General features: G+C 66.4%; 24 protein-coding genes. 11 read left to right on the forward strand and 13 right to left on the reverse strand.

Annotated features, from left to right (window positions below; all coding sequences use genetic code 11):
* The 5 genes from ACTJKX_RS33935 to ACTJKX_RS33955 form a co-directional block, all read left to right on the forward strand.
* On the forward strand, window positions 1-1,112 hold a 1,112-nt coding region (locus ACTJKX_RS33935), incomplete at its 5' end, for a Re/Si-specific NAD(P)(+) transhydrogenase subunit alpha (protein ID WP_440728000.1).
* 132 nt (window positions 1,113-1,244) lie between these two features.
* Complete coding sequence (locus tag ACTJKX_RS33940) at window positions 1,245-1,745, forward strand: proton-translocating transhydrogenase family protein (protein WP_068299804.1); 501 nt, start codon at window positions 1,245-1,247, stop codon at window positions 1,743-1,745.
* A 10-nt stretch (window positions 1,746-1,755) separates the two neighbouring features.
* Complete coding sequence (locus ACTJKX_RS33945) at window positions 1,756-3,159, forward strand: NAD(P)(+) transhydrogenase (Re/Si-specific) subunit beta (RefSeq protein ID WP_440728001.1); 1,404 nt, start codon at window positions 1,756-1,758, stop codon at window positions 3,157-3,159.
* Window positions 3,160-3,311: 152 nt separating this feature from the next.
* Window positions 3,312-3,941, forward strand: a complete 630-nt coding sequence (locus ACTJKX_RS33950; RefSeq protein WP_440728002.1) for a glutathione S-transferase family protein — start codon at window positions 3,312-3,314, stop codon at window positions 3,939-3,941.
* A 111-nt stretch (window positions 3,942-4,052) separates the two neighbouring features.
* Window positions 4,053-5,006 carry a glucokinase gene (locus ACTJKX_RS33955; RefSeq protein ID WP_440728003.1) on the forward strand — a complete coding sequence of 318 codons (954 nt, stop codon included), beginning with the start codon at window positions 4,053-4,055 and terminating at the stop codon, window positions 5,004-5,006.
* A 190-nt stretch (window positions 5,007-5,196) separates the two neighbouring features.
* On the opposite strand, the gene ACTJKX_RS33960 is transcribed toward ACTJKX_RS33955, so the two are convergent.
* Both ACTJKX_RS33960 and ACTJKX_RS33965 read right to left on the reverse strand, forming a co-directional pair.
* Entirely contained in the window at window positions 5,197-6,372 is a 1,176-nt protein-coding gene (locus tag ACTJKX_RS33960; RefSeq protein WP_440728004.1) for an MFS transporter, read from the reverse strand.
* A 54-nt stretch (window positions 6,373-6,426) separates the two neighbouring features.
* Window positions 6,427-7,365 carry a LysR substrate-binding domain-containing protein gene (locus ACTJKX_RS33965; protein WP_440728005.1) on the reverse strand — a complete coding sequence of 313 codons (939 nt, stop codon included), beginning with the start codon at window positions 7,363-7,365 and terminating at the stop codon, window positions 6,427-6,429.
* Between the two features lie 478 nt (window positions 7,366-7,843).
* Here ACTJKX_RS33965 and ACTJKX_RS33970 point away from each other — a divergent pair, with 478 nt between their 5' ends.
* Window positions 7,844-8,734 (forward strand): DMT family transporter, encoded by an 891-nt coding sequence (locus tag ACTJKX_RS33970; RefSeq protein ID WP_440728006.1) that lies wholly within the window; start codon window positions 7,844-7,846, stop codon window positions 8,732-8,734.
* 28 nt (window positions 8,735-8,762) lie between these two features.
* On the opposite strand, the gene ACTJKX_RS33975 is transcribed toward ACTJKX_RS33970, so the two are convergent.
* The gene (locus ACTJKX_RS33975; protein ID WP_440728007.1) at window positions 8,763-9,086 is read right to left on the reverse strand and encodes an MmcQ/YjbR family DNA-binding protein; all 324 of its coding nucleotides are present in this window, start codon (window positions 9,084-9,086) and stop codon (window positions 8,763-8,765) included.
* Window positions 9,087-9,192: 106 nt separating this feature from the next.
* On the opposite strand from ACTJKX_RS33975, the gene ACTJKX_RS33980 reads away from it, so the two are divergent.
* Window positions 9,193-9,606, forward strand: coding sequence for a hypothetical protein (locus tag ACTJKX_RS33980; protein WP_440728008.1), 414 nt, complete (start codon window positions 9,193-9,195; stop codon window positions 9,604-9,606).
* A 263-nt stretch (window positions 9,607-9,869) separates the two neighbouring features.
* Here the strand turns inward: ACTJKX_RS33980 and ACTJKX_RS33985 are convergent, their stop codons facing one another.
* From ACTJKX_RS33985 to ACTJKX_RS33995, 3 genes are all read right to left on the reverse strand, one after another.
* Window positions 9,870-10,979: a mandelate racemase/muconate lactonizing enzyme family protein gene (locus tag ACTJKX_RS33985; RefSeq protein WP_440728009.1), complete on the reverse strand. Its 1,110-nt coding sequence runs from the start codon at window positions 10,977-10,979 to the stop codon at window positions 9,870-9,872.
* A gap of 93 nt (window positions 10,980-11,072) precedes the next feature.
* Window positions 11,073-12,575, reverse strand: coding sequence for an aldehyde dehydrogenase (locus ACTJKX_RS33990; RefSeq protein ID WP_440728010.1), 1,503 nt, complete (start codon window positions 12,573-12,575; stop codon window positions 11,073-11,075).
* 92 nt (window positions 12,576-12,667) lie between these two features.
* The gene (locus ACTJKX_RS33995; RefSeq protein WP_394315357.1) at window positions 12,668-13,828 is read right to left on the reverse strand and encodes an iron-containing alcohol dehydrogenase; all 1,161 of its coding nucleotides are present in this window, start codon (window positions 13,826-13,828) and stop codon (window positions 12,668-12,670) included.
* 254 nt (window positions 13,829-14,082) lie between these two features.
* On the opposite strand from ACTJKX_RS33995, the gene ACTJKX_RS34000 reads away from it, so the two are divergent.
* Together ACTJKX_RS34000 and ACTJKX_RS34005 are read left to right on the forward strand one after the other, a co-directional pair.
* On the forward strand, window positions 14,083-15,636 hold the full coding sequence (locus tag ACTJKX_RS34000) for a trimethylamine methyltransferase family protein (protein ID WP_440728029.1): 1,554 nt from the start codon (window positions 14,083-14,085) through the stop codon (window positions 15,634-15,636).
* A gap of 119 nt (window positions 15,637-15,755) precedes the next feature.
* Window positions 15,756-18,182 carry a GcvT family protein gene (locus ACTJKX_RS34005; RefSeq protein ID WP_440728011.1) on the forward strand — a complete coding sequence of 809 codons (2,427 nt, stop codon included), beginning with the start codon at window positions 15,756-15,758 and terminating at the stop codon, window positions 18,180-18,182.
* Between the two features lie 91 nt (window positions 18,183-18,273).
* Here the strand turns inward: ACTJKX_RS34005 and ACTJKX_RS34010 are convergent, their stop codons facing one another.
* The 5 genes from ACTJKX_RS34010 to ACTJKX_RS34030 all read right to left on the reverse strand — a co-directional run bounded on the left by ACTJKX_RS34010 (window position 18,274) and on the right by ACTJKX_RS34030 (window position 22,104).
* A complete protein-coding gene (locus ACTJKX_RS34010; RefSeq protein ID WP_440728012.1) occupies window positions 18,274-18,963 on the reverse strand; it encodes a hypothetical protein in 690 nt (229 codons plus the stop codon).
* A gap of 14 nt (window positions 18,964-18,977) precedes the next feature.
* Entirely contained in the window at window positions 18,978-19,676 is a 699-nt protein-coding gene (locus ACTJKX_RS34015; RefSeq protein WP_440728013.1) for a hypothetical protein, read from the reverse strand.
* Between the two features lie 46 nt (window positions 19,677-19,722).
* Complete coding sequence (locus tag ACTJKX_RS34020; RefSeq protein WP_440728014.1) at window positions 19,723-20,307, reverse strand: hypothetical protein; 585 nt, start codon at window positions 20,305-20,307, stop codon at window positions 19,723-19,725.
* The gene (locus tag ACTJKX_RS34025; RefSeq protein ID WP_440728015.1) at window positions 20,304-21,434 is read right to left on the reverse strand and encodes an MGDG synthase family glycosyltransferase; all 1,131 of its coding nucleotides are present in this window, start codon (window positions 21,432-21,434) and stop codon (window positions 20,304-20,306) included. The genes ACTJKX_RS34020 and ACTJKX_RS34025 overlap by 4 nt, the downstream gene beginning before the upstream one ends.
* A 70-nt stretch (window positions 21,435-21,504) precedes the next feature.
* Window positions 21,505-22,104, reverse strand: coding sequence for a DUF2585 domain-containing protein (locus tag ACTJKX_RS34030; protein ID WP_440728016.1), 600 nt, complete (start codon window positions 22,102-22,104; stop codon window positions 21,505-21,507).
* Window positions 22,105-22,292: 188 nt separating this feature from the next.
* Between ACTJKX_RS34030 and ACTJKX_RS34035 the strand changes: the two genes are divergently transcribed.
* Both ACTJKX_RS34035 and ACTJKX_RS34040 read left to right on the forward strand, forming a co-directional pair.
* Window positions 22,293-22,784, forward strand: coding sequence for a MarR family winged helix-turn-helix transcriptional regulator (locus ACTJKX_RS34035; protein ID WP_440728017.1), 492 nt, complete (start codon window positions 22,293-22,295; stop codon window positions 22,782-22,784).
* Window positions 22,781-23,461, forward strand: a complete 681-nt coding sequence (locus ACTJKX_RS34040) for a GNAT family N-acetyltransferase (protein ID WP_440728018.1) — start codon at window positions 22,781-22,783, stop codon at window positions 23,459-23,461. The genes ACTJKX_RS34035 and ACTJKX_RS34040 overlap by 4 nt, the downstream gene beginning before the upstream one ends.
* A gap of 60 nt (window positions 23,462-23,521) precedes the next feature.
* Here ACTJKX_RS34040 and ACTJKX_RS34045 read toward each other — a convergent pair whose 3' ends face one another.
* Window positions 23,522-23,923: a GFA family protein gene (locus tag ACTJKX_RS34045; protein ID WP_311932736.1), complete on the reverse strand. Its 402-nt coding sequence runs from the start codon at window positions 23,921-23,923 to the stop codon at window positions 23,522-23,524.
* Window positions 23,924-23,967: 44 nt separating this feature from the next.
* On the reverse strand, window positions 23,968-26,634 hold the full coding sequence (locus tag ACTJKX_RS34050; RefSeq protein ID WP_440728019.1) for a TIGR02302 family protein: 2,667 nt from the start codon (window positions 26,632-26,634) through the stop codon (window positions 23,968-23,970).
* Window positions 26,635-26,835 lie beyond the last annotated feature (201 nt).

Here is a 26,835-nt window from a genome sequence, read left to right on the forward strand (position 1 = left end):
CCGGCGAACCTCGCGTTGGCGCGACGCCCGACACGGTGAAGAAGCTGCTTGCGCTTGGCGCGACGGTTCGGGTCGCGAGCGGTGCGGGGCTGGCGTCCGGGATCACGGACGAGGACTATGCGGCGGCTGGGGCGAGCGTGGTGGCTTCCAATGCCGAGGCGCTGGCGGGCGCGGCCATCGTGCTGAAGGTGCGCCGCCCGCGGGCGGACGAGCTTTCTGCCTATCCCCATGGCGCTTTGGTGCTCGCCATCATGGATCCCTACGGCCAGCACGAGGCGCTCGCCGCTTTGGCGCAGGCGGGCGTGTCGGCCTTCGCCATGGAGCTGATGCCGCGCATCACCCGGGCGCAGGTGATGGACGTGTTGTCCTCCCAGGCCAACCTCGCCGGCTACCGGGCCGTGATCGACGCCAGTGCCGAGTTCGGCCGGGCCTTCCCGATGATGATGACGGCCGCCGGCACCGTGCCCGCCGCCAAGGTCTTCGTGATGGGGGCGGGCGTCGCCGGCCTGCAGGCCATCGCCACGGCCCGGCGCCTGGGCGCGGTGGTCACCGCCACCGACGTGCGCCCCGCCGCCAAGGAACAGGTCGCCTCGCTCGGCGCCAAATTCGTCGCCGTCGAGGATGAGGAGTTCAAGCAGGCCGAGACCGCGGCCGGCTATGCCAAGCCGATGTCGGCGGAGTACCAGACCAAGCAGGCCGCCCTGGTGGCCGAGCACATCAAGAAGCAGGACATCGTCATCACCACCGCCCTGATCCCCGGCCGGCCCGCCCCGCGCCTGGTCTCGGCCGAGATGGTGGACAGCCTCAAGCCAGGCTCCGTGCTGGTGGACCTGGCGGTGGAGCGCGGCGGCAATGTCGAGGGCGCCCGCCCCGGCGAGGTCGTGGTCACGCCGGGCGGGGTCAAGATCATCGGCCATCTCAACGTACCCGGCCGCCTGGCCGCCTCCGCCTCCTCGCTCTATGCCCGCAACCTCTTCGCCTTCGTCGAGACGCTGGTCGACAAGAAGGAAAAGACGCTGGCGCCCAATTGGGAGGACGAGTTGGTCAAGGCCACCCTCCTCACCAAGGACGGGGCGGTGGTGCATCCTTCCTTCCAGCCCCAGCCGGCCTGACGATCGGGGGCGGGTCTTCTCAGCTCCATCGGGAGATGGAGCGGGACCCGCCTGGAACGGACTGCATCTCATCAAGAGGCGGATCTGAAGACCCGCCCCCCAATCAGATCCATCCCATCGAGGGAGACCGACATGGCCGACACGCCCCAAGAGCTTCTCGACAAGGCCCAGGCCGCGGCGCAGGCTGCCGGCGAGGCCGCCAGACACGCCCAGGACTATGCCGACCAGCTCGCCGCCACGCTGGGGGGCGTCGCCCATGCCGCCACCGGCGGGGCGATCGATCCCTTCGTCTTCCGCTTCGCCATCTTCGTGCTCGCCATCTTCGTGGGCTATTACGTGGTGTGGTCGGTCACCCCGGCCCTGCACACCCCGCTGATGTCGGTGACCAACGCCATCTCCTCGGTGATCGTGGTGGGCGCCCTGCTCTCGGTCGGCGTCGCCCTGGCCGGGGACGAGAGCGGTCCCTGGTGGGCCCGCGGCTTCGGCTTCCTGGCTTTGGTGCTGGCCTCCATCAACATCTTCGGCGGCTTCCTGGTCACCGAGCGCATGCTGGCCATGTACAAGCCCAAGGACAAGACCGCCGACAAGACCAAGAAGACCGGGGCCTCTTCGGCCGCCGGCGCCGGCCAGTGAGGAAGCGTCCATGTCCGTGAATCTCACCCAGTTCCTCTATCTCGTCGCCGGCGTCCTGTTCATCCTGGCGCTGCGCGGGCTGTCCTCGCCGACCTCCTCGCGCCAGGGCAACCGCTTCGGCATGATCGGCATGGGCCTGGCCGTGCTGACCACGCTGGCGGTGGCCCCGCCCTCGGGCGTGTCGGGCTGGCTGCTGGTGGTCGCAGGCCTGGCCGTCGGCGGCGGGCTCGGCGCCGTGGTGGCCAAGCGCGTGGCGATGACGGCGATGCCGCAATTGGTGGCCGCCTTCCATTCGGGCGTCGGCCTGGCCGCGGTGTTCGTGGCCGCCGGCGCCCTCTATGCCCCCGCCGCCTTCGGCATCGCCCATGGCGGCGAGATCGAAGCGCAGTCGCTGGTGGAGATGTCGCTGGGCGTGGCCATCGGCGCCATCACCTTCACCGGCTCGGTGATCGCCTTCGCCAAGCTCAACGGCAACATGTCGGGCGCACCGATCCTGCTGCCGAGCCGCCATGTCATCAATGCGGCCCTGGCCGCGCTGCTGGTCGCCCTGATCATCGCCTTCGTGCTCTCGGCCAGCCACACCCTGTTCTGGCTGATCGTCATCGCCTCGCTGGTGCTGGGCGGGCTGATCATCATCCCGATCGGCGGGGCCGACATGCCGGTGGTGGTCTCGATGCTCAACTCCTATTCGGGCTGGGCGGCGGCCGGCATCGGCTTCACCCTGGGCAACCTTGCCTTGATCATCACCGGGGCGCTGGTGGGCTCGTCGGGCGCCATCCTGTCCTACATCATGTGCAAGGGCATGAACCGCTCCTTCATCTCGGTGATCCTGGGCGGGTTCGGCGGCGATGCGGCGGCGGCCGGCGGCGGCGGCAAGGGCCCGGAGACGCGCCCGGTCAAGCAGGGCTCGGCGGACGATGCCGCCTTCATCATGAAGAATGCCGGCAAGGTCATCATCGTGCCCGGCTACGGCATGGCGGTGGCGCAGGCCCAGCATGCCCTGCGCGAGATGGCCGACCAGCTCAAGGAAGAGGGCGTCGACGTCTCCTATGCCATCCACCCCGTCGCCGGCCGCATGCCCGGCCACATGAACGTGCTGCTGGCCGAGGCCAACGTGCCCTATGACGAGGTGTTCGAGCTCGAGGACATCAATGCCGAGTTCGCCCAGGCCGACGTCGCCTTCGTCATCGGCGCCAACGACGTCACCAATCCCGCCGCCAAGACCGACCCGGCCTCGCCCATCTTCGGCATGCCCATCCTCGATGTCGAGAAGGCCAAGACCGTCCTCTTCATCAAGCGCGGCATGGGTTCGGGCTATGCCGGCGTCGAGAACGAGCTCTTCTTCAAGGACAACACCATGATGCTCTTCGGCGATGCCAAGAAAATGGTCGAGGAAATCATCAAGGGATTCTGAACGAGGCCTGGCACTCCGTCGCGTCTCATATGTGCCGATCATGGGGCTGCCATTGCGAGCTCCGCCAATCCCGCGAATTGGCGGAACTCGCAATGACGGCGAATCCAGCCTAACAATACAACGGCAAGTATAAGGCTCGGGAGGAGGACGCGATGCGGCAATGGCGGCACTATTGGTGTCCCGGCACCGGTTCCCTGGTGGTCGACGTCGCCTTTGCCTGGGCGGGGATCACGCCCGAGCGCATCCTGATCGATACCGACAAGGGCGAGCAGCAGGCGCCCGATTTCCTTGCTGTCAACCCCGCCGCGCAGGTCCCGGCGGTGATTCTGCCCAGCGGCACGGTGCTGACCGAAACGGCGGCGATCCTGCTCACCATCGACGAAGCCTCCGCCGGCGCCGGCCTGCTGCCAGCCGCGGGCTCGACGGCACGCGCCATCTCGCTGCGCTGGTTGATGTTCCTGGCGACCAACGCCTATCCAGCGGCCTTGAGAACCTATTATTCCGATCGCTTCACGGCCGATGGCAGCGAGGCGGCGAAGGCCGCGGTCGCCGAAGCGGCCAAGCGGGATTCCGAGCGTATCTTCACCCTGCTCGCCAATGAGATGGTCGGGCCTTTCCTGCTCGGCGATATCGTCACCATCGTCGACGTCTATGCCGCCATGATCGCCGGCTGGCATGAACAGGCGCGGGCCTTGCCGGCTTTCCGGACCTTGTACAAGACCCTGCAGGCCCATCCGGTGATCGGGCCGGCCTGGCGCCAGCATGAAGGGCGGCCGGATTGATCCGGGCTTGATCCTTCAAAGGGCTTTGACGCGAGGAAGGCAGGCGCTACATCTTGCTGCCCCGATCAAGTCGTAAAACGCTATAGGCAACAACCAAGAAGACGGATTCTCATGACAGACCTGACCTTGCTGGGCGACATCGGCGGCACCAACAGCCGGTTTGCCCTCGTCGTTCAGGGCCGCACCGACTATCGCAGCGAGCGGCATTACGAGAACAAGCGGTTTCCGACCTTCCGGGAGGCGATCGAAGCCTATATCGCCGATGTCGGCGAACGGCCCAATGCCGGGGTCGTCGCCATAGCCGGGCCGGTGGCGGGCGAGATGGTCGGGCCGACCAACCGGCAGAGTTGGCTGTTCAATCCGCCGACCCTGGCGGCGGAGCTGCGCTTTGCCCGCCTCGACGTGATCAATGATTTCGAGGCCGTCGCCCATGCCTTGCCGCATCTGGCGCAGGCCGACACCACGGTGATCGGCAGCGTCTCCACCGCCGTGGCCGGTGGCAATATGGCGGTGCTCGGACCGGGAACGGGGCTCGGCGTCGGCGCCCTGGTGCGCGGCGGCTCGCGCTGGATCGCGGTGCCGTCCGAGGGCGGGCATGCCGAGATCGGCGCGCCATCCGGGAACTGGGCCAAGGCGCATGAACTCATCCGCGCCAAGATCGGCCGCGTTTCGGGCGAGCATGTATTGTCGGGCCCGGGCCTGCAGCGCATCGATACCGCGCTCGCCACCCTGGCCGGCCATCCCGCCGAGCGCAGCGCCGCCGAGATCGGCACGGCGGCTGTGGCGGGGGCCGATCCGGTGGCGGTGGAGGCCACGCATCTGTTCTTCGACTATCTCGCCCGCTTTTCCGGCGATGTCGGCCTGATGTTCGCGGCCAAGGGCGGCGTCTTCCTCTATGGCGGCGTGGTGCAGAAGCTCTCGCCGCTGATGGACGAGGCCGCCTTCCGCGCCGCCTTCGAGGCCAAGAGTCCGCTGGAGAAATTCCTGCGCGAGATCCCGATCCGCCTGATCACCCATCCCACGCCCGGCTTGATCGGCTGCGCGGCGGTGGCGGCGCATTGGTAGGGATGGCAAAGTGGGGGTGCGACAAGCCTTCTCGCCTTGCGGGTGTCGTTAACTCTCTTGAGTTGACTAGAGGTGGCGCGAAGCGCCGGATGAGGCGAGCCGATACACCGGCATAGGATCATGAGACCCCTCATCCGCCTGCCGGCACCTTCTCCCGCAAGGGGAGAAGGTGATCTTTGTGAGAGACCGATCAGATCGTTGTCGTGTCAGCCTTGTCCCGTCCCGGGCTCCTCAGCACCCTGAGCAGGATGAACACCGCCATGGCGGCGTGGATGCCGGCATTGTGGAGATAGAGGCCGGGATCGCCGAGCCAGTGCATCACATAATAGGCCGTGATCGGGCCGAGCACGGCGCCGATGCAATAGAGGAACAGCAAGGCGGAGGCGACGCCGACGGCATTCTCGCGGCCGGTGATGTCGTTGGTATAGGCCGAGCTTGCGTAATATTGCGTGGAGATGATGCCTCCCAGCACGAAGCCGGTGATCACGAAGGGCCAGCCGACCAGGAGCTTGCCGGACCAGTAGATGCCGATCTCGACCAGGGCGGTCAGGGCGGTGAGGCCGATCAGCACCTTGCGCCGGTCGAAGGCGTCGGAGAGCCGGCCAACAGGGAACTGGAAGGCGGCCGAGCCCAGGGTAATGGCCGAGATCAGCGTGCCGGTCTGTACCCCGTCCATGCCGAGCTTGGTGGCGTAGACAGGAGTGAGTGACCAGAAGGGGCCATTGGCGAAGCCGATCAGCGTGGCGCAGACGAAGCCGACCGGCGTGGTGCGCAGGAGCCAGAGAAGACGCATGCCGGCCCGGCGTGTGCCTTTGGGCGGTGGGCCATCCTCGATCAGCAGCAGCGGCGCGAGGCAGACGATCACCACGGCCGCGGCGACGCCGAAAATGGTGAAGGCAGCCGGATCGCCCAGCCGCATGAACTGGTTGCCGATCGCCCAGCCGCCATATTGGGTGATGGAATAGAGGCCGAGCAGGCGCCCGCGGATGCGGTTCTCCGCCTTGCCCTGCAGATAGCTTTCGACGATGGCGTAGATGCCGGCCAGGAAGAAGCCGCGCAGGAAGCCGATGATCACCCAGGCATGCGGCTCGACCAGCGTGCCGGCGACCAGGATCATCACCGCGCCGCAGATCGAGGACAGGCCGAAGGCCCTGATATGGCCGAAGCGCTGGACGAGGCGTGGGGTCAGGAAGGCGCCGGCGAGCATGCCGCCGAAATAGGCCGAGCCCATCAGGCTGATGGCCAGCGCCGGAAAATGTTCGAGCTCGGCGCGCACCGGCAGAAGGGTGGTGAGAACGCCATTGCCGGCCAATACGCCGGCGACGGCAACCAGCAGGGCGGCGATGGAAGCGTAGGGGGAACGCAAGGCAGCGAACTCGTGGCAGGAGGGTGTTGGACGCGGTGTATGGGAGGAGGCGGATCAACTGGCTGGCGGCGTGCCGTCCCCGAGGAAGGGCGGGCGCGAGAAACGGCGGATCAGCCAGGAGCGGAACAGGGCGATCTCTGGGCGGTCGAGGTCGTCGGGATGGATGGAGAGGTAATAGCCATAGCCGTCGTCGACATGGATATCGTAGGGCCGCATCAGGCGGCCGGCCCGAATCTCGTCCTCGAACAGCACTGGATCGACCAGCGCCAGGCCTTCGCCCGATAGGGCGTATTGTACAGCGAGTTGGGCGGTATCGAAGATGAGGCCACGGTCGAGCGATCCCGGCGCGACATGGGCGGCCCGGGCGAAATTCTGCCACAGGAAGGCGGGAGGGCGGCTGTCGAGCTTGACGTGCAGGAGGTCATTGGTGGCGAGGAAGCCGGCAATGTCGGTCTTGGCGGCTCGCGCTGCGACGTCGGGATGGCACAGGATGGTGAGCTTCACCATCCAGAGCAGGTCCAGCACCTGCGGCGCCACTCGGGGCGGCGTGTAGATCACGGCGACGTCGGCCTCGCGCTCGGCATTGCCGGGCACCGGACGGGAATCGATGTCGAGCTTGAGGTCGGGGAATTCGGCCCGGAAATGGCGCAGGATCGGCACGGCCAGGCGCTGGGCAAAGGTCGTCGGCAGCAGCACGCGGAGGGAGCGCTGCGGCTCGCCGCGTTCGCGCATGATCTCCTCCAGCGTGGTGTCGATACGCTCGAAGGCCTTCTCCACCACGGGCAGCAGACGCCTGCCGGCTTCGGTGAGTGCCGGCTGCGGCGGCTTGCGGTCGAACAGGGGCACGCCGAGGAAGTCTTCCAGGCCGATGACGTGGCGGCTGACGGCGCTTTGGGAGACCAGCAGGCTCTGGGCGGCGCCGGTGAAGCTGCCTTGCCGCCCCACTGCCTCGAAGGCCCGCAAAGCGTTCAGCGGCAGCCAGCGCCTGTCCATGATGTCGAACCCCGTTGATCGCGGCGATCGGGAGAAAATCGCATCCTCTTACATCATCCGGTTCGGCTGAACTCAATGTTCTACGCGCGACCTGGACGAGGGGCATGATGACGCATGGAGGTTAGTGCCACAGGAGGAGAGGCGTCTGCGGGTCACGACGTTTCGGTTCGCGACCGGCGACACCCGCTGGTTTTGGCGCAATGCGGTTCACTGAAGGGAAAAACGCTTCGATGTGTCATAGCCGGGCTTGACCGCGTATCTTCAAGCCCCGACCGCAAGATGCTGGATTGCCGGGTCGGGCCCGGCAATGACAAGGGTCGTGCAAATCCGGAAGATGTTTAAGCGAACCGTATTGGATCTTGCCAGGAAGATTCCACCGAATCGCGACATCTGAGCACAGGGCTCTCGCTCGCCTCGAGCCGGGGACGGTGCTATAGCCCCTCTATCAGCTCTGCGTTGCTGCCTCGCGTACCCCTGCATGCCCCCCCTTACTCCCCCCGATTCACGCCCTCTGACCGGCATCGCGCTGGCCTCGGTCGGCTATTGCCTGTTCGCCATCCAGGATGCCGCCGTCAAATGGCTGGTGGCGAGCTATGAAGTGCCGCAGATCCTGTTCCTGCGCTCGGTCGTCATCCTGGTCGTGGGCATGGCGATCGCCTGGCGCCAGGGCCAGCCGCCGATCTGGCAGAGCCGCAACAAATGGGCGCTGACCTCGCGCGGCCTGCTTTTGCTGGTGGCCTGGCTCAGCTTCTATAACGCCTCGCGCTATCTGGGCCTGGCCGATCTCACCACCATGTATTTCGGCGCTCCGGTGATGGCGGTGGTGCTCTCCATCCTGATCCTGAAGGAGAAGGTAAGCGTTGCCCGCTGGCTTGCCGTGATTGCCGGCTTCCTCGGCGTGATCGTCGCGGCCGACCCCTCGGGACGGCCCGATTTCCTGCCGGCCGCGATGGTGCTGTTCGCTGCCTTCTGCTGGGCCTGGGGCACGGTGCTGATCCGCCTGATCAATCGTTCCGAGAGCACGGCCAACCAGATGATCGCTACATCGGGCCTGTTCGTGCTGGTGTGCGGGGCGGCGTTGCCCTTCATCTGGAAGACGCCGGATGCCATGGGCTGGGGCCTGATGCTTGGCCTCGGCCTCGTCTCCGGCATCGCCCAGTACCTGCTCTATGAGGGCTATCGCTACGCACCGGCCTCGGCGCTGGCGCCGGTGGAATATACCGGCCTGGTCTGGGCCTTCATCTATGGCTATCTCCTCTGGCAGGATGTGCCCAAGCCCCATGTCTTCGCCGGCGCCGCCCTGATCGTCGCCGCCAGCCTCGGCCTGGTCTGGTGGGAGGCGCGCGCGGCGCGGCTGCGGACGGCCTGAGCGAAGATGAGCCGCAGGGAAGCCGCTATCAGCCTTTCTTCTTCTTGGCTGCACCGTGCCGCCACGCCATCGCCAGCGCATCCTGCAATTCCGCTTCGCTGGCGGCTGAGAGAGTAAGCGTGGTCCAGCCCTGCCGACCCCAGGCATTGGCAACAGGGCGGAAGACATCCGGGGCGAGCAGGCATTTGAATTCCTGCTCTTCCGGCGTGAAGAGGAGATTGGCGCCGAGGCCGTCGGGAGCGAGGGTGGCGTAGATGCGCACGGCCTTGAAGGCGGTACGCTCGAAATGCGGCGCCTCGCTGGTACCGCCCAGGGACAGGGCGAACCGTCTGAAATCGTCAGCATCGGCCATGATGGGTTTTCCCCGCTATTGTGGGGCGAGCCTATCCTTTTGCGGGCCGCGCCGACACCGCCTTGCCAAGGTTGAAGGGGCTGGCTAGGCAAGGATGATGAAGTCCATGCTCCGCCTTGTCCTCCTTCTCCTGTTTGCCGCCGCGACGGTTCCGGCTGTCGCCGCCGCGCCGCCGGCCAAGCGCCATCTTGCCTGGGTCGGCACCGGCGTGCAGAGCGAGCGTGGCGCGCCGCCCAGCCGCTGGCGCATCCATCTCATCTTCGACGGCCAGGGCAACGCCCGCATCGACTATCCCAGCCTGCATTGCGGCGGGGTGCTGATCCGGCGTAGCCAGCACGGTGCCATCGTGCGCTATCGCGAGCATATCCGCTATGGCCGCGGTACCTGCATCGACGGCGGCACGGTGACGGCCTGGCGGCGCGGCAACCGGCTGTTCTGGCGCTGGAGCGGGGTGAACACCCGCTTCCCCGGCATCAGGGCACGCGCCACGCTCGTGCTGTCGCGGCACCGGGGGCGGTAGGAGCGGGGGCACGCGGCAACAGGAGCTGTTTGGTCGGTGGCGTAGCCCCTCACCTCCCTCTCCCCGCAAGAGCGAGGCGAGGGGACGCAAATGTTGTGTATCTCCTCGCAGCACTGCGTTTCGCTCAACGGTTGGGCGAGGTGAGTCGATTTCCGCATGAAGCCCGACGCCGATGCCCTCCTCGCCCCGCTCTTGCTGGGAGAGGATACAGGTGAGGGGCAGCGCTACCCGGCGGAATCAAGGGCCGTTTTTCGGCGAAAGCTTCAGCCGACCCGCGTCTTCGCCAGCATCGTCTCGTCCAACGCGTAGCCCATGCCGGGCTGTTCGCTCAGCGTGATCATGCCCTCACCGTCCACCGCCAGGGGCTCGGCCATCATGAAGTCGCGGCGCGGCAGGCTCCATTCCGGCGGGTCGTAGGGGAACTCGATGAAGGGCGCGTCGGCGAGCCCGGCGGTGAGGTGGCAGTTGGCGGCGACGCCCATGCCATTGGTCCAGGTATGCGGCGTGAAGGTGAGGTTGTTCTCGGCCGCCATCGCGGCGATGCGGCGCAGGCCCGTGATGCCGCCGACCAGTGCGGCATCGGGCTGCAGCACGTCCAGGCAGCCATCGCGGATCAGATCGCGGAACTCGTAGAGCTCGCGCGTCATTTCGCCGCCGGCGATGCGGATGTCGACCATTTCGCGCAGGCGCCGCATGCCTTCCCGGTCGGAGCGGTGCAGCGGCTCCTCCATCCAGTAGACGCCGAGCCGTTCGAGTTCACGGGCGACAGGGATTGCGTCCTTGAGCGTCCAGGGCGCATAGGCGTCCCAGGACATGCGCCAGCCCTGGTTGCAGTCGACCATCAGGTCGAGCTTGTTGCCGATACGGGCCCGCACCGCCTCCAGCGCCTTGATGTCGGCCCGCCAGTCGCCGCGATGGAAGCGGATCTTCAAGGCCTTGAAGCCCTGGCCGAGATAGGTCTCGGCCGCGTCGGCGAGTTCCTCGGGCTTCCTCAGCGTGCCCGAGGAGGCATAGGCGGCCACCTTGTTGGAGAGGCCGCCGAGCAGCTTCCACACCGGCTGCCCGGTGATTTTGCCGGCGAGGTCCCACAGTGCCAGGTCCAGCGGCCAGCAGCGGCCGTAATGGAACTGGATGTTGGAGAGGATGCGGTAATGGCGCTCGATCGCCATCGGGTCCTGGCCGATGAAGAAGCGCTCATGGCCCGTAAAGCCGGTCATGGTGTCGCCCGAGCCATAGCCGACGAGGCCCTCGTCGGTGGAGACCCGCACGATGGTGGCGTCGAAGGCGGTGCGGGGCTTGGAATCCCAGCTCGCATGGAAAGGCGGGTCGAGGGGCAGGCGGTGGTGGGTGATCTCGATGCCGGTGATTTTCATGAGCTGCTCCTGGGATCGCAGGCATCCTTGCCTGCTCTTGGAACCGATGCGGCTGGGGAAGGAGAAGCAGGCAGAGATGCCTGCGATCCCAGATTAGGAATACGCCGTCCACACCGTCTTGAAGTCCATGTACTTCTCGATGGCGTGCGGAGAACGGTCACGGCCGAAGCCCGATTGCCGGAAACCGCCGAAGGGCGTGGCGAGCGAGGAACGGTCGAAGCAGTTCACCCACACCGTCCCGGCGCGGATGCCCGAGGTGAAGCGATGCGCGGCGTTCATGTTGCCGGTCCATACCGCCGCTGCGAGGCCGTAGATGGAATCATTGGCCATGCGCAGCGCCTCGTTTTCGTCTGTGAAGGTGCTGACGACCACGACCGGGCCGAAGATTTCTTCGCGTGCGACGCGGTGCTGCGGCTCGACGCCGTCGAGGATGGTGGCCTCGACATAATAGCCGCCGGTCTCCGCCATCACCCGGCTGCCGCCATGGGCGATCGTAGCGCCTTCCCTCGTGCCGATGTCGATATAGGAGAGCACGCGCTCCATATGGCCCTTCTCGACCAGGGCGCCCATCTGGGCGGCTGGATCGAGAGGATGGCCGAGGGGGATCTGCTGCACCGCGACCTCGCCGATCTTGCGGACCAGTTCATCCTTGATCGAGGCATGGGCGATCACGCGCGAGCCGGCATGGCAGGTCTCGCCCTGATTGTAATAGATGCCCCAGGCGATGCCGGAAGCGGCGTCGTCGAGATCGGCATCGGCGAGCACCACATGCGGGCTCTTGCCGCCGCATTCGAGCGCCACGCGCTTCATGTTGCTCTCGCCGGCATAGCGCAGCATCAGCTTGCCGACCTCGGTGGAGCCGGTGAAGGAGATCATGTCGACGTCTTGATGCAATGCCAGGGGCTTGCCGGCCTTCTCGCCGAAACCGGGCACGACATTGAGCACGCCGTCGGGCAGGCCGGCCTGCCGGGCGAGTTCGCCGAGGCGCAGCGCCGAGAGCGGCGACTGCTCTGCCGGCTTCAGCACCACGCAATTGCCGGCCACCAGGGCCGGGCCGATCTTCCACGCCGTGATGATCAGCGGGTAGTTCCAGGGCACGATGGCACCGATCACCCCGAGCGGCTCACGCCTGACGATGGCGAGATCGTTGGGGCCGGTCGGTGCGACCTCGTCGAAGCTCTTGTCGGCGAACTCGGCGTAATACTGGATGCAGTCGGCGCAGAAGGGCACGTCGACGGCGAGCGAATTGGAAATGACCTTGCCGACATCGAGGGTTTCGAGCAAGGCGAGATGCTCGAGATCGGCCCGGACAAGCTCGGCGAAGCGCAGCAGGATGCGCTTCTTCTCGGCTGGAGGCTTCGAGCGCCAACGCCCGTCCTCGAAGGCGGTGCGGGCTGCTTTTACCGCTGCCTCGACGTCCTCGGCGCCGCAATCGGCGACCTCGGCGATCACCCGGCCATCGATCGGCGAGGTCTTGGTGAAGGTCTTGCCGGAAAGAGCGGGAACGTAGCGGCCGTCGATGAAGGCGCGGCCTTCCGGCTTGAGGGCTGCGGCCTTGGCTTCCCAGTCGGAGCGGGTGAAGGGGGTGGTGAGCATGATACTTCCTGGGACCGCCGGCGTCCTGCCGGCTCTTGGAAACGAAAAGCGTGGGGAAAGGGAGAGCCGGCAAGATGCCGGCGGTCCCAGGATCAGGCCTGCGTCAGCACGCGTTCGGCGAAGCGGAGCAGATCGGCCTCCTCGATCGTACGGCGGTTGGAGGTGCGCATCGCGGCATTTTCCGGCCGGGCCATCTGCTCGGCGAGGCGCGTGGCGGTGATGCCTGCGAATTCGTCGGCAAGCGAGACCTTGATGCCGATGCCGCGCACCAGTGTCTCGAAGGCGGCGGGCAGGTCGGCTGACGATGTCAATCCCATCGCCCGCGCCGCGGCGGCGAAGCGCCCGTCATCGCCCTCGATGTTCCAGTCGAGCGTGGCGATCATGCCGAGCGCCACCGAGCGGCCATGCTGTACCGGGCGCAGCGAGCCCAGTGCATGGCCGATATTGTGGGCGACGGCGGTACCGCAATTGTCGATGGCGATGCCGGCGAGCGCGGCGGCGCGCTGCAGCCCCTCGCGGGCGGCGAGATCGCTGCCCTTGCCGACGGCGTCAGGCAGATTGCCGACGGCGAGGCGGATGGCCTCATGCGCATAGACATTGTTGGCCGGCGTGGCGTTGCCGTTGGTGGTGGCCTCCAGCGCGTGGACGAGGGCGTCGATGCCGGTCCAGGCCGTCAGCACCGGCGGCAAGGAGAGTGTGGTTTCCGGATCGAGGATCACTTCGTCGGGCTTGAGTTCCTCGCCCCAGAGCCAGACCTTGGCCTTGTCCGAGCGGGTGAGGATGGCGGTGCGGGTGCATTCCGAGCCGGTGCCGGAGGTGGTGGGAATGACCAGCGAGACCAGGCGCTTGCGCGGGAAGGGACGCTTGCACAATTCATAGTCCTCGGCCGAGCGCCGCGCCGTGGCGGCGGTGGTCGCAACCGCTGCCACCACCTTGCCGAGGTCGAGCGCGGAGCCCCCGCCCAGTGACACCACCGCCTTCGCCTTGGTGCGCCGCGCCTGGGCGGCTGCGGCATCGGCTGAGGCGATGGTGGGATCGCCGCCGAACTCTGAGAAGACTGAGACGCCGAGCCCAGCCTTGCGCAGCGAAGCCTCGACGTCGTCGATCAGGCCGGTCGCCTTCAGGCCGGGATCGGCCACCAGCAGTACCTGCGCGCCCTTGCCGAGCCTGGCGGCTGTAAGCTCCCCGGCGAGTTCCCGGGCCCCCGGCCCTCCGGTGATGCGTGGCAGGTGGGAGAGCTGGTAGCGGGACATGCGGGATCTCGAGAAATTGGGGTGCCGGTCTTCAGACCGGCATGGAACACCGAGCCGACCAGGTAAGGCCGGGTCCGAAGACCCGCCCCCGGACATGGCGGCCCACCAACTCTATCTCTGCTCCCCGCGCGCCGTGTGCGCCTTTATTCGATGGCCCGATCCAAAAAAATGATAGCGCCGTTTCGCCGTGGCGATGCGTCGGAGCGCGCGCTAGGCTGATCGGACAAAAGGATCAGCCTGCCATGCAAAGCCCGATGGAACTTTCGCTCGAAACCTCGGAGCGGCCGCGCCGCCGTGGCCGGGAGGAGCGTCAGCGTGCCGGCGGCGCTGCCCCGGCTTCGAGGCCTCAGCCCCGGCGGCCGTTTCCGGCGGTCAACGCCGTCTCGGCGGACCAGCTCGAGGCCATCCATCTCGCCTCGCTGCAGATCCTGGAGGAGATCGGCCTCGACGTGCTGCATGAGGAGGCCAAGGCCATTCTCAAGGCCGAAGGCGCCGAGGTCGACCCCAATTCCGACAGGGTGCGTTTTCCGCGCGGGCTGGTCGAATCGAAAATCGGCCTGGCGCCGCAGGGCTTCACGCTGCATGCGCGCAATCAGGCCCGCAACGTCGTGCTCGGCGGCGACCATCTCGCCTTCTGCTCGGTGGCGAGCGCGCCCAACGTGGCCGATCGCGAGGGCGGCCGCCGGCCCGGCAACCGCAAGGACTACCAGAACCTCATCCGGCTCGGGCACACGCTCGACAGCATCCATCTGTGGGGCGGCTATCCGGTCGAGCCGGCCGATATCCATGCCTCCGTGCGCCATCTCGATGCGCTCTGGGATATGCTGACCTTGTCGGACAAGCCCATCCATGCCTATTCGCTGGGCCGTGAGCGCAATCTCGACGCCATCGAGATGGCGCGCATCGCTCGCGGTATCGACCAGGAGACATTGGAGCGCGAGCCCTCGCTCTTCACCATCATCAACTCCTCCTCGCCGCTGCGCCTGGATACGCCGATGATGGAGGGCGTGATCCAGATGGCGCGCCGCAACCAGGTCACCGTGCTCACGCCCTTCACCCTGGCGGGCGCCATGGCGCCGGTGACGATCGCCGGTGCCGTGGCCCAGCAGAATGCCGAGGCGCTGGCCGGGCTGGTGCTGGCCCAGTCGGTGCGGCCGGGCTCGCCCTTCGCCTATGGCGGCTTTACCTCCAATGTCGACATGAAGACCGGCGCGCCCGCCTTCGGCACGCCCGAGCAGATGAAGGCAGCGCTGGTCGGCGGCCAGCTCGCCCGCCGCTACGGCCTGCCCTACCGCTCCTCCAACACCTGCGCCGCCAACACCATCGACGTGCAGGCCGCCTATGAGAGCGTGTTCTCGCTGTGGGGCGCGGTGATGGGCGGCGTCAACCTGTTGATGCACGGCGCCGGCTGGATGGAGGGCGGCCTGCATGCGAGCTTCGAGAAGATGGTCATCGACGCCGACCTCCTCGACATGATCACGCATTTCCTGATGCCGTTCCAGGTCGATGATGACGAACTGGCGCTGGAGGCTGTCCGGGAGGTCGGGCCCGGCGGGCATTTCTTCGGCTGCGCCCATACCCAGGCGCGCTACCGCAACGCCTTCTTCGCCCCGATGATCTCGGACTGGCGCAATTACGAGACCTGGCAGGAAGCGGGATCGCCCACCGGCTATGACCGCGCCAACCGGCTCTACAAGGAGCGCCTCGCTGCCTATGAGGAACCGCCGATGGATCCGGCCATCCGCGAGGAACTGGCCGCCTTCGTGGCCAAGCGCAAGGAAGAGGGCGGCGCGCCCACGGATTTTTGAACCCCTGGGAGCGCGGACTTCTTAGCGACATGCTCGCATGTCGCGATGTCCGCTCTTCCTTCCACAAAACACAACTTTTCCAAGAGCGGACAGGATGTCCGCGCTCCAAGGATCTCCCCATGAAATCCCACACCCGTGTCCTCGTCATCGGCGGTGGCGTCGTCGGCTGCTCGGTGCTCTATCATCTCGCTAGGGACGGCTGGACGGATATCACCCTGATCGAGCGCGCGGAGCTGACGGCGGGCTCGACCTGGCATGCGGCGGGCGGCTTCCATACGCTCAACGGCGATCCCAACGTCGCCAAGCTGCAGCAATATACCGTGGAGCTATACCGGGAGATCGAGGAACTCTCGGGCCAGTCCTGCGGCCTGCACCTCACTGGCGGCGTCATGCTGGCCGGCACCAAGGAGCGCATGGACTGGCTGAAGATGGCCCATGCCAAGGGCCGGTATCTGGGCATGCACACCGAGATCATCTCGGCCGCCGAAGCCAAGAAGCTGATGCCGCTGATCGACGAGAAGCAATTCGCCGGCGCGATGTATGATCCGCTGGAGGGGCACCTCGACCCCTATGGCACCACCCATGCCTATGCCAAGTCGGCCAAGATCCTCGGCGCCGAGATCGTGCTGCGCAACCGCGTCGTCGACATGGCCCAGCGCGAGGACGGCAGCTGGGACGTCGCCACCGAGCAAGGCAGCATCCATGCCGAGCATGTGGTGAACTGCGGCGGCCTCTGGGCGCGCGAATGCGGCCGCATGGTCGGACTGGAGCTGCCCGTGCTCGCCATGGAGCACATGTACTTCCTCACCGAGGACATGCCCGAGGTCGCCGAGATCAACGCCTCCACCGGCAAGGAGGTGATCACCGCGCTGGATTTCGAGGGCGAGATCTATATGCGCCAGGAGCGCGGCGGCATGCTGCTGGGTACCTATGAGCAGGCCTGCGTGCCCTGGTCAGAGAAGGTGACGCCCTGGGATTTCGGCCAGAATCTGCTCGACCCCGATCTCGACCGCATCGCCCCTTCGCTGGAAGTCGGCTTCCGCCATTTCCCTGCCTTCGAGAATGCCGGCATCCGCCGGGTCATCAACGGCCCCTTCACCTTCGCGCCCGACGGAAACCCGCTGGTCGGCCCGATCAGGGGCCTGCGCAATTACTGGGTTGCCTGCGGCGTGATGGCCGGTTTCTCCCAGGGCGGCGGCGTCGGCCTCGCTTTGTCCAACTGGATGGTGCATGGCGATCCCGGCTTCGACGTCTGGGGCATGGATGTCGCCCGCTATGGCGACTGGACCACGCTCTCCCACACCAACGCCAAGGTGCGCGAGAACTATGCCCGGCGCTTCCGCATCCGCTTTCCCAACGAGGAACTGCCGGCGGCTCGTCCCTTCCGCACCACGCCTGTCTATGACCGGCTGGAGAGCCGCAATGCCGTGTTCGGCGACATGAACGGATTGGAGCACGCGCTCTGGTTCGCGCCGTCCAAGGCCGAGGCAAGGGACGAGTTCTCCTTCCGCCGCGCCAACGACTTCCCGCATGTCGCCGCCGAATGTGCCGCGGTGCGCGAGGGCGTCGGCCTCCTGGAGATCTCGAACTTCGCCAAATACGAGATCAGCGGCAAGGGAGCGGAAGCCTGGCTCGACACCATCCTGCCGAACCGCCTGCCGGCCAGGGGCCGCATGGTGCTGACGCCCATGCTGAACGAGAACGGCATGCTGATCGGCGACTTTACCCTGGCCCGCGAGGCGGATGACCGCTTCATGATCTTCGGCTCGGGGCTTGCCGAGCAATATCACATGCGCTGGTTCCAGGCGCACCTGCCCGAAGCCGGCGTTACCCTGCGCGCCCATGGCCTCGACCTCGTCGGCCTGCAGGTCGCCGGTCCGAAATCGCGCGAACTCCTTGCCCGCCTCGTCGATGCCGACCTGTCGAAGGAGACCTTCCCCTTCATGGCGGTCGGCCGCTTCAATGTCGGCACCGTTCCCGCCCTGATCGGGCGCGTCACCTATACGGGCGATCTCGGCTATGAGATCTGGGTCAAGCCCGAGCACCAACGCGCGCTGTTTGACCTGCTGATGAAGGAAGGCGCCGGCCTCGGCATCAGGCTCTTCGGCGGCCGCGCCCTCAACGCGCTGCGCCTGGAAAAGAGCTTCGGTTCCTGGTCGCGCGAATACCGCCCGATCTACACGCCCTGGGAGGCCGGGCTGGAGCGCTTCGTCTCGACCCAGAAGAGCGAATTCATCGGACGCGATGCATTGCTGCGTGCCCGCGACGAAGGCCCCAAACGCCGCCTCGCCACCTTCGTGGTCGATGCCCTCGATGCCGACGTCATCGGCGACGAACCGATCTGGCGGGATGGCAAGGTGGTGGGCTGGGTCACCTCGGGCGGCTATGCCCATCACGCCAAGGCCTCGGTGGCGCTCGGCTATGTCGAGGCCGCCGCCTTCGACGCCACCGCGGCCTATGAGATCGAGATCATCGGCGAGCGGCGCCCGGCCAGGGTCGCGCCCGAACCGCTGTTCGATCCCAAGGGGGTGAGGATGCGGGGGTAGGCAGATCGGAGCGCGGNGCTCCTCAGGCATGCCTATCCTTCTTCGCGAGGAATTTATGGCTGAAGAGCGGACAGGATGTCCGCGCTCCAAACTATTGCCGCGAATAAAGCCCCGTGAAGCGCACGTTCTGCCCGCCGCAGGCGTCGTTGTCGATCACTGCGATATAGGGGCCGAGCTGGACCATGCGCGCCGCGCAGCGCCGGGGGCCGGCATTGGCCTCTTCATAGCCCATCTGCTGGCCACCATCATAGCCGAAGGCGAAGTCGCGCTCGCCGGCATCGCCCTCGACCTCGAATTCGCCGGTGTTGACGGAGGAGCCGGTGTCGTAAGTGGCGTTGCCGCGCACGAACATGCGCCCGCCGCCAGTGGTCTTGATGGTGATGACCGAGCGCCCGTCATAGGTGCTCCAGCGCCCGTCCCAGCGTGGCTGGACCTGGACCCGCGACAGGGACGACAGGGGCAGCCAGCTCGCAATGTCGGTGCCCTTGCGGTCGACATAGTTGGCGCAGGCGAAATCGCCCTCGATCTCGTTCACCACCACCTTGTCGCCCTCGACCAGGAAGGAACGCTGCCGGCAGGACGGCGAGAGGGACGGGCAGCTTTCGCGCTGGCTGGTCGGGCCCTTGATGAAGAAGGTACGCCCGCTCTCGGCGACTTCGTAGAGGCTGATGGCGGAAAGATCGTTCTGGAAATTGAAGCCGCGGCAGACGCCGTTGGCGGCGAAGGCGGAACCGGTGGCGGCGGCGAGCAGCAATACGGCGCCCAGACTGGAACGGAACATGTCTTTTTCTCTGATCATTGCCTGAAATAAAGGCCTGTAAAGGTGACGTTCAACCCGCCGCAGGCATTGTTGTCGACCACCGCGATATAGGGACCGAGCTGGGCCATGCGCACGGTGCAGGTGCCGTCACCGCTGCTGATATCCTCGATGCGACCCTGCTTCTCGCCGTCATAGGCGAAGGTGAGCGTCGATTCCCGCGCTTCGCCGAAGACGTTGAATTCGCCGGTATTGACGCTCTGCCCATTGTTGTAGGAAGCCGAGCCGTTCACCGAGATGTCGCCGCCCTTGATCTCCTTGATCTCGAGGATGGCGTTGCCCTCGGCGTTACGCCAATTGCCGGCCCAACCCGGTTCGGGGTTGGTCTTGCGCAGGGCCGAGAGTGGCAGCCAGAGCGCGATGTCAGAGCCCTTGCGGTTGAGATAGCTGGCGCAGGCGAAGCCACCGGCGGTGCGGTTCACCACCACGCGGTCGCCGGCGATCAGGAAGCTGCGGGCCTGGCATTCGGGCGAGGTCGAGGGGCAATCCTCGCCGTCCGAAGAGGCGCCCTTGACGAAATAGGTCCGGCCCGGCGCGGTGACTTCGTAGAGATCGACGCCGAGAGGGTCGTCCTCGAGATTGAAACCGCGACAGATGCCGGCGTCTCGGGCAAGGGCGGGCGAGGCAGCAAGTAAAACGGAAAGCAATGCAAAGGACAGCGAACGGCGAATCATCATGCAATTCCAGGTAACGCATCCTGGCTAAGAAGCTGATTTTTACCGTTTAGTCCATGCGGGGAGGACACCGGTACGGCAGGTGTCCTTCGCCATTTGTGGGTGCGCCTTGCCTAAAGACGGGAAGGGCGCCCGTTCCTCGATAGGACCAGACCAGCAGCAGGATTCCAGCCGTCGACATGGTCCAGTAGTCCACCGGCGCCAGCCAGAACCAGTGGATGTGCCAGGGCACGAATTCGGGGCTGAAGCGGGCGAGGCCGAAGGCCGGGTTCAGGACGAACCATAGGAAGTCCTCGCTCAGCCAGAAGATCATGATGCAGGCGATCACACGCGCTTCCAGACGCCACGACCAGGTCCAGGCGAACACCAGCGGAAAATGGAAGAAGATCGCCATGAAGGGAAACACCCAGGCATGGTAGCCGGTCATCGGCCGCCCGCCCCAGACAATGTCGAGCAGCCAGTGATGCTCGATGCGCCAGGTCGGCAGGCTGGTGGCCCAGCCATGGCCGCCCTCGATCTGGATCTCGACATTGGCGAAGAAGAAGGCGAGCACGAGCACCATGGCGACGAGTGCCACGGGCTGGGCGAGGCCGCCGCGTCGCGGCGCGGCGGGGGCGTGGTTGGGAACGCTCACGCCAGGGCCTCCAGCACGATGCGCATGGCGTCCTGCCCGGCCTGCGGGCGGCCGAGGGCGCGGGCCTGGCGGCGCATGGCTTCCAGGCGCTGCGGTTCGGCCTTCAGCAGGGCGACGTGATATTCGAGGCCGATCTCGTCGATGGCCTTCATGGCGGCGCCATTCTCCATGAGATAATCGGCGTTGCGCTCCTCCTGGCCCGGAATGGGGCTGCTGAGCAGCATCGGCACGCCCATGGCCAGGCATTCGGAGGTGGAGAGGCCCCCGGGCTTGGTGATGACCAGATCCGCCGCTGCCATCAGGCGCGGCACCTCATTGGTGAAGCCGAGCGGAAAGAGCCGGCCGGGTCGGCTCTGGGCCAGGGCCTGGAGTTCCGCCAGCGCTTTCTGGTTCTTGCCGGCCAGCACCACGAGCTGGAGCTCGGGATCGGCGGCAGTGAGGCGCTTGGCCACCGGCCCGACGCCGAGCCCCGCGCCGCCGCCCATCAGGAGATAGGTGCGTCTCATGGGATCGAGCCCGAAGGCGGCGGTGCAGGCGGCGCGGTCGTGCTCCTGCGCGAAGGCCGGCATGATCGGAATGCCGGTGACATGGATCTGCCCGGCCTCGATGCCATGCGCGGTGAGGCGGAAGGCGACCTCCTGGTTGCCGGCGAAGAAACCGGCCATGCGCGGGATCACCCACATGCGGTGGAGGTCGAAATCGGTGATCTGCACGAAGACAGGCACACTGACGCGCCCCTTGCCGATCTCGCGCATCAGGAGTTCGGCCGGCAGGAAATGCGTGCAGACGATGGCGTCGGGCGCGAACTCGTCGATGGCGCTGCGCAGCGGCCGGGTCGAGAGGCGCTCGACCGCCCGGCGCAATTTCTGGGAGACCGCGTCGGGCGGGGCCTCCGAGCTCGCCTGGTAGAGCATGCCCCACAGGGCCGGATGCTTGGTGACGAGCTTGATGTAATAGTCCGTATAGATCTTGCGGAAGGTCGAGGGCACATAGTCCATCACGTCCAGATGCTGCGCCTCGGCATCGGGCGCCAGCAAGAGCGTAGCTTCCTTCAGGGCCTCGGCCGCCCGCATATGGCCGGCTCCGGCGGAGACGCTGAGGAAGAGAATGCGATATGATCTGGCCAAGGCAGTCGGCTCCCTTCGCAAGGCGAAGACTTGGCGAAGGCGGGGCCGATTTGTCAACTAGACCGGGACCTTACAACCCGCTTTGCCAGGTCTTGATGCCGGCGACGGGATAGACCAGCATGATGACGTTGAGGGTGAGGTTGTCGCGGATGGCGTAGAGGGCCAGAAGCTCGAAGAAGATGGCAAGCGCCACAGTGACCCAGACGGGCAGGCGCGAGGCGATGAGGAAGCCTACCAGCATGAACAGGATATCGCTCACCGAGTTCAGGATGCTGTCGCCCTCATAGCCCAGCGCGATGGTACCCTCGCGATAGCGGTTGATGATCAGCGGGCTGTTTTCCAGGATCTCCCAGCCGGCCTCGACCACCAGGGCCAGGAGGGCCCGGAAGCCGAGCGGGCGATCGCGCGCCACCAGCCAGAACAGGCCGCAGAACAGGAAGCCGTGAATGATATGCGAAAGCGTGTACCAGTCGGCGATGTGCTGGGAATTGTCGGCCGTGTTGGGATCGCCGACCCATAGCTTTACCGTGCCGCAGGTGCAGATCGGATTGCGGCCCATGGCGTAGAGAATCAGCGCCGCGAGGACGATCAGGCCGGCGCCGGCGAGCCAGTAGCGCAGCGCCGGGGTGGCAGTGGCGCTTCTTGCGACCGTTTCGGAGGATGGGTTCATGATGCGGCCGGTTCCATTGTGACAGGCCGTGTGTCCCATCATCGGCCGGCATTGACAAGCCGCTGGTGGTGCTGGAGAGCTTCGGGCGCCGGAGAAAGGGGCTCGGGCCGTTGATCGCGCCTTCGGAACGAAGGCTTGCTTCAATATATAACGTGTTATATAACTTGTTATATATTTAGGAGGCAAGCATGGTGGATGTCGTTCGGGAGTTTGGTTATCTCACCCTCGGCACGCGGTTGAAGCGACTCGGCGAGCGGCTGCAGGCAGATACGCAGCGCTTCCTCGAAGTGTTCGACGACAGGGTGCCGGCCAGCCAATATCCCTTCCTGGCAGCGCTCGCCCGGGAGGGGCCACTCGGCGTTGGTGAATTGGCGCAGGCAGTCGGCATCACGCAGCCGGGCGCGACGCGCAGTCTCGCCCAGCTCGAGGCGCTCGGGCTGGTCGAGGCCAGCCCGGCGCCGGACGATCAGAGGCGGCGTCTGGTCACGCTGACGGGAGAAGGCCATCGCCTCGTCGACACGACCAGGCAGCAGGCCTGGCCGCTGATCGAGGCTGCCGTCGCCGATCTGTGCGGCGACCTGACGGGGCCCTTGCTCGAACAGCTCTCCGCAATCGAGGACCGTCTCGCCGTCGCCCGGCTGGATCAACGGGTCGTCCTGCCGGAAAGGAACAAGCCATGAGCCATTGTCTCGATCGTCCGGTCTGGACGGCCCTTTCCAGTGCGCATGCGACCTTGGCGGAAGGAAACTGGCACGCCCGCCGCTATCCGGCTGCGATCGTGCCGTTTGCCGCTACCGCATCGGACGACGCCGGAAGCCTGCAGGCGTTGGCCGAACTGGTGCCGGATGGCGACAGCGTCGTGCTCGCTCAGGCCGATGCTGTAGCAATCCCTCCTGGTTTGAGCGTGCTTTCCCACGCCGCCGCCGTCCAGATGGTCGCTGAGACGACCTTTCTGCGCGTGAAGGATATCCGCGTGCGACAGCTCACCCTGGCCGATGCCCCCGAGATGCTTGCCCTGGCGACTGCGACCAACCCAGGTCCGTTCACACTGAAGGCGTTGAGCCTCGGTGACTTCTGGGGTGTGCGCATCGACGGCAGGCTGGCGGCCATGGCCGGCCAGCGCATGCGCCAGCCCGGCTATATCGAACTCAGCGGGGTGTGCTCGCATGCCGATTTTCGCGGCCGGGGCCTGGCGCGCCTGCTCTCGCTCTTCGTCGCCGGCGAAATCTGTGCAGGAGGCGATGAGCCCTATCTCCATGCCTATGCCGGCAATGCGGTCGCCATTCGCCTCTATGAGAGCATCGGCTTTGCGCTGCGTTGCCAGATGCATGTCGTCAAGCTGGGCCGGGCTGGATAGCCTCAGGGGCTTGCCATTCCGGAATGAAGCCTATGCCGGCGACCTGGCTGAAGCGGGGGATCAGCGGACGTCAAACTGGGCCACGCCGTCGGCGATGTCGTAATAGTCGGATTTCGAGGCGACGAAGATGTGCCGCCGCGTGGCGAGCCCGGTCGGCCGGTCGAGCGTGCCGGCGGTGATCGAGATGCGGTCATCGCCCAGGGCGCGCCAGAACAAATTGCCGCCGCAGGTGGCGCAGAAGCCGCGCTCGGCCCGTTCGGATGAGCGATACCAGCGCAGCGTATCCTCAGCCGTCAGTGTGAGATCAGCGGCCGCGCAGTCGGTGGTGGCGACGAAATTTCCGCTGGTCTTGGCACATTGCGAACAATGGCAGGCACTGACGGGTGTCAGCGTGCCATGGATCTCGTAGCGCACGCCGCCGCACAGGCATGAGCCGGTGGCGCGCAGGGACGTCGCGGACATGGATGATTCCTTCTCGATCTTGGCGTCATTGCAGCCGCCGATGCTCACTGCTTGTTGAGCAGGCGCTCCAGATAGTCCGTCTCCGCCTTCGGCCGGTTGGGATCGGCGAGGCGGCGGCGCAATTCGTTCAGCACTTCGCCGGCGCGCCTGGAAGGAGACGCCTCGGTCGAGCCGTCGGCATTGAAATCGGGGCCATCGGGCAGTTGCCGGCCGAGAGGATCCTTGCCGCCCCGGTTGTTGCCCTGCTGCGGTCCCTTGCCGTTCATGCGGGCTTGCGCCATCTGCTCGGCAAGCCCCTTGGCCGCCTTGCGCAGGGCTTCGATGGCCCGTCCCTGCGAATTGACGGCATTTTCGCCATCCTGCTCGCCAAGCTGGTTTTCGGCGTCGCGCATGGCCTGCCCGGCCTCGCCCAGGGCACCCGGGGTCTCCGCGCCGCTATCGCGCAGATTCTTCTGCATCTTCTCCAATTGCTGGCGCAGTGCCTGCTGGCGCTCCTTCAACTGGTCGAGCGAGGGCGAAGCTTCGCCCTGACCCTGACCACCTTGACCTGGGCTGCCTTGGCCGGAGCCACCCTGTCCTTGTCCGTTCTGACCTTGCTGCCCCTGGCCGGAAGGTCCCTGTCCCTGTCCACCTTGACCTTGGTCGCCCAAGCCCTGGTCCCCCAGCCCCTGATCGCCCGGGCCTTGGCCGTCTTGTCCCTGGCCTTCCTGCCCCTGGCCCTCTTGCCCTTGACCCTCCTGTCCCTGCCCGAAAGGCTGGTTCTGGCGATAGGTCTGATCGCGCAGGCGTTGCTGGCGCAGGATCATCTTGCCCATGTCGTTGAGCGATTGCTGCATCTGCTGCATCGTGGGATCGCCCTGGCCGACGCTGTCCTCGGGGTTGGCCAGGCTGTTGAGGATGTCGTCGAGCTGCGAGAGCAGCTTCTGGGCATCGTCCTTCTTGCCGTTCTTGGCCGAATTCTCGAGCTGGTCGAGCAGCTTGTTCAGCTCCTCGGGCGTGATGTTGCGGACGGGCTTGTCGCCAGGCCTCTGATTGTTCTTGAGGGCCTGCTGCTGGCGCTTGGCATAGTCCTGCAGGAAGTCGTTGAAGGCCTGGCGCAATTCCTGGGTGAGCTTCTCGATCTCCTCCGGCGAGGCGCCGCGTTCCAGCGCTTCCTTCAGCTTTTCGCGCGCGGCCCGGAGCCGGCGCTCGGCGATGCTGCCATCGCCCTCCTCGATGGCGAGCGCGATCTGCCACAGATAGTCGGCGGCATCGCGATAGCCGTCATCGGAATTGGCGCGATCGATCCGGTCACGCACGGTGCGCAGGCCGAGATAGAGGCCGGCATCCTTGGTGAAGTCCTCCGGGGCGATCATCAGCGCTTCCAGCGCGTATTTGACCTCGCGGGCCCGGTTGGCATCGACGGCCAGGTTGAGGCGCTGCTCCACCAGGGCGCGGGCCAGCGGGTTTTGGAAGTCGCGCTGGGGCAGGGTGACATCCTGCGGATCGCTGCGGCCTTCATTGCCGGCATCGTCCCGAACCACCAGCGTCATCTTGACGGCCGCTCCCGCCAGCGGATCGGCCGAAAGATTGCGCGTTGCCGTCACCGTACCGGAACGGGCATGGCCGGCGGGCGCGGAGAGGGCGATCTTCGGCGGCTGGTAGAGGGCATGGCCGTCGGTGAGCAGCGTGCCCTGGCTTTCCACCGTGGTGGCGCCGTAGTCGTCGTCGATCTTGTAGCTGAAGATCATGCCGCCCTTGCCGTCCGGCTTCACCGGCCCTTCGAAGGCGATGGTGGGCGGCCGGTCGGGGATGACTGTGAAGGCAAAGTGCGTCTGGCTGCCATCGCCGTGGCGAATGTCGATGCCGGTGTCGGCCACCAGTTTGAGGCGCTTTTCGACGACCGTGGCGTCCTGATCCGCCGCCGTGGCGGGCACGTCCTCGGTGCCGGCCTGCGCCTCGATCTCGGCACCCTTGTCGCCGGCAAGGCGCACGACCAGGACGGAGCCCTGCGGCACCGGGATCGGCGCGCCCTGATTGGCCTGCGAGAGCACCTGGGGCGCGCGGCGCGTATAGGGTGGCGGCGTAACCCAGGCATCCATGCGCATGCCTGACAGCTCGCCATCCCGGCCCGAGAACAGGGCGGTGATGTCGTGCCGGGGGGAGGCGAGGGCATCGAGGAGGCGCGGCAGGCGTTCGGCCCCGGCATAGAAGAATCCGACGAACAGGGCCAGGATGGCGCCGATGCGCAGGCCATAGCGATCGAGTTGCGGCAGGCCCGGCGAAGGCAGGCCGAGGCGCACCCGGCGGCTTGCCTCCAAAGCGAGGCGCAGGTGCCGGCGCCACAGCGCTTCGGCGAGCGGGTCGCCGCCGCCCTGCACCAGCCGGTCCTGCCGGGCGGTGGCCGGGCGATGCGGCAGGCCGATGGCCTGGTCAATACGCTGCAGCGCGGCATCCCGGCTGGGGAAGCGCAGCCGGGCGAGCGGCCAGAGCGAGGCGAGGAGCCCGCCAAGAAGGATCAGGAAAAGAACGAGACGCGGCAGGCCGGACAGGACGGCGAACAGATCGAACCAGCTCAGGGCCACGAAGAGGCCGATAATGCCCAGTGGCACGGCCAAGCGCGGCCAGGCCCGTTCCCAGAACTGAGCCAGCCTCGCACGCAGCACGAGCGTCTCGAAGGCACGCGCGTCGCGTGCCGCTTCCTCGCTCATGCCTGCCTCGGGATCAGCCATGCCATCATCCAAACATCTCGATCGGCGGCAGGATAGGCCGCCCAGCCGGGTGATTCCAGTACCCACCCATCATAAGCCTGTGCGTGGCAAATCCATGTCCATATGCGTGTTTGGCCTGAAAGCCTGTTCAGCCGGGCACAGATGTCGCTTCGAGCGCAGCGAATCGGCAGGCTTTGCGGCGCCCGATAGGGGTGATAGGCA

The organism is Labrys sp. 22185, assembly GCF_052045555.1.
Lineage (GTDB): Bacteria > Pseudomonadota > Alphaproteobacteria > Rhizobiales > Labraceae > Labrys > Labrys neptuniae.

What these genes read in the sequence shown, in the direction of transcription:
- ACTJKX_RS33990 (WP_440728010.1), bottom strand. Translation starts at nt 12,575, where the DNA reads ATGCTCACCACCCCCTTCACCCGCTCCGACTGGGAAGCCAAGGCCGCA.
- ACTJKX_RS33940 (WP_068299804.1), top strand. Translation starts at nt 1,245, where the DNA reads ATGGCCGACACGCCCCAAGAGCTTCTCGACAAGGCCCAGGCCGCGGCG.
- ACTJKX_RS34040 (WP_440728018.1), top strand. Translation starts at nt 22,781, where the DNA reads ATGAGCCATTGTCTCGATCGTCCGGTCTGGACGGCCCTTTCCAGTGCG.
- ACTJKX_RS34005 (WP_440728011.1), top strand. Translation starts at nt 15,756, where the DNA reads ATGAAATCCCACACCCGTGTCCTCGTCATCGGCGGTGGCGTCGTCGGC.
- ACTJKX_RS33995 (WP_394315357.1), bottom strand. Translation starts at nt 13,828, where the DNA reads ATGTCCCGCTACCAGCTCTCCCACCTGCCACGCATCACCGGAGGGCCG.
- ACTJKX_RS33965 (WP_440728005.1), bottom strand. Translation starts at nt 7,365, where the DNA reads ATGGACAGGCGCTGGCTGCCGCTGAACGCTTTGCGGGCCTTCGAGGCA.
- ACTJKX_RS33950 (WP_440728002.1), top strand. Translation starts at nt 3,312, where the DNA reads ATGCGGCAATGGCGGCACTATTGGTGTCCCGGCACCGGTTCCCTGGTG.
- ACTJKX_RS34010 (WP_440728012.1), bottom strand. Translation starts at nt 18,963, where the DNA reads ATGTTCCGTTCCAGTCTGGGCGCCGTATTGCTGCTCGCCGCCGCCACC.
- ACTJKX_RS34030 (WP_440728016.1), bottom strand. Translation starts at nt 22,104, where the DNA reads ATGAACCCATCCTCCGAAACGGTCGCAAGAAGCGCCACTGCCACCCCG.
- ACTJKX_RS34015 (WP_440728013.1), bottom strand. Translation starts at nt 19,676, where the DNA reads ATGATGATTCGCCGTTCGCTGTCCTTTGCATTGCTTTCCGTTTTACTT.
- ACTJKX_RS33975 (WP_440728007.1), bottom strand. Translation starts at nt 9,086, where the DNA reads ATGGCCGATGCTGACGATTTCAGACGGTTCGCCCTGTCCCTGGGCGGT.
- ACTJKX_RS33955 (WP_440728003.1), top strand. Translation starts at nt 4,053, where the DNA reads ATGACAGACCTGACCTTGCTGGGCGACATCGGCGGCACCAACAGCCGG.
- ACTJKX_RS33980 (WP_440728008.1), top strand. Translation starts at nt 9,193, where the DNA reads ATGCTCCGCCTTGTCCTCCTTCTCCTGTTTGCCGCCGCGACGGTTCCG.
- ACTJKX_RS33970 (WP_440728006.1), top strand. Translation starts at nt 7,844, where the DNA reads ATGCCCCCCCTTACTCCCCCCGATTCACGCCCTCTGACCGGCATCGCG.
- ACTJKX_RS34050 (WP_440728019.1), bottom strand. Translation starts at nt 26,634, where the DNA reads ATGGCTGATCCCGAGGCAGGCATGAGCGAGGAAGCGGCACGCGACGCG.
- ACTJKX_RS34035 (WP_440728017.1), top strand. Translation starts at nt 22,293, where the DNA reads ATGGTGGATGTCGTTCGGGAGTTTGGTTATCTCACCCTCGGCACGCGG.
- ACTJKX_RS33945 (WP_440728001.1), top strand. Translation starts at nt 1,756, where the DNA reads ATGTCCGTGAATCTCACCCAGTTCCTCTATCTCGTCGCCGGCGTCCTG.
- ACTJKX_RS34000 (WP_440728029.1), top strand. Translation starts at nt 14,083, where the DNA reads ATGGAACTTTCGCTCGAAACCTCGGAGCGGCCGCGCCGCCGTGGCCGG.
- ACTJKX_RS34045 (WP_311932736.1), bottom strand. Translation starts at nt 23,923, where the DNA reads ATGTCCGCGACGTCCCTGCGCGCCACCGGCTCATGCCTGTGCGGCGGC.
- ACTJKX_RS33985 (WP_440728009.1), bottom strand. Translation starts at nt 10,979, where the DNA reads ATGAAAATCACCGGCATCGAGATCACCCACCACCGCCTGCCCCTCGAC.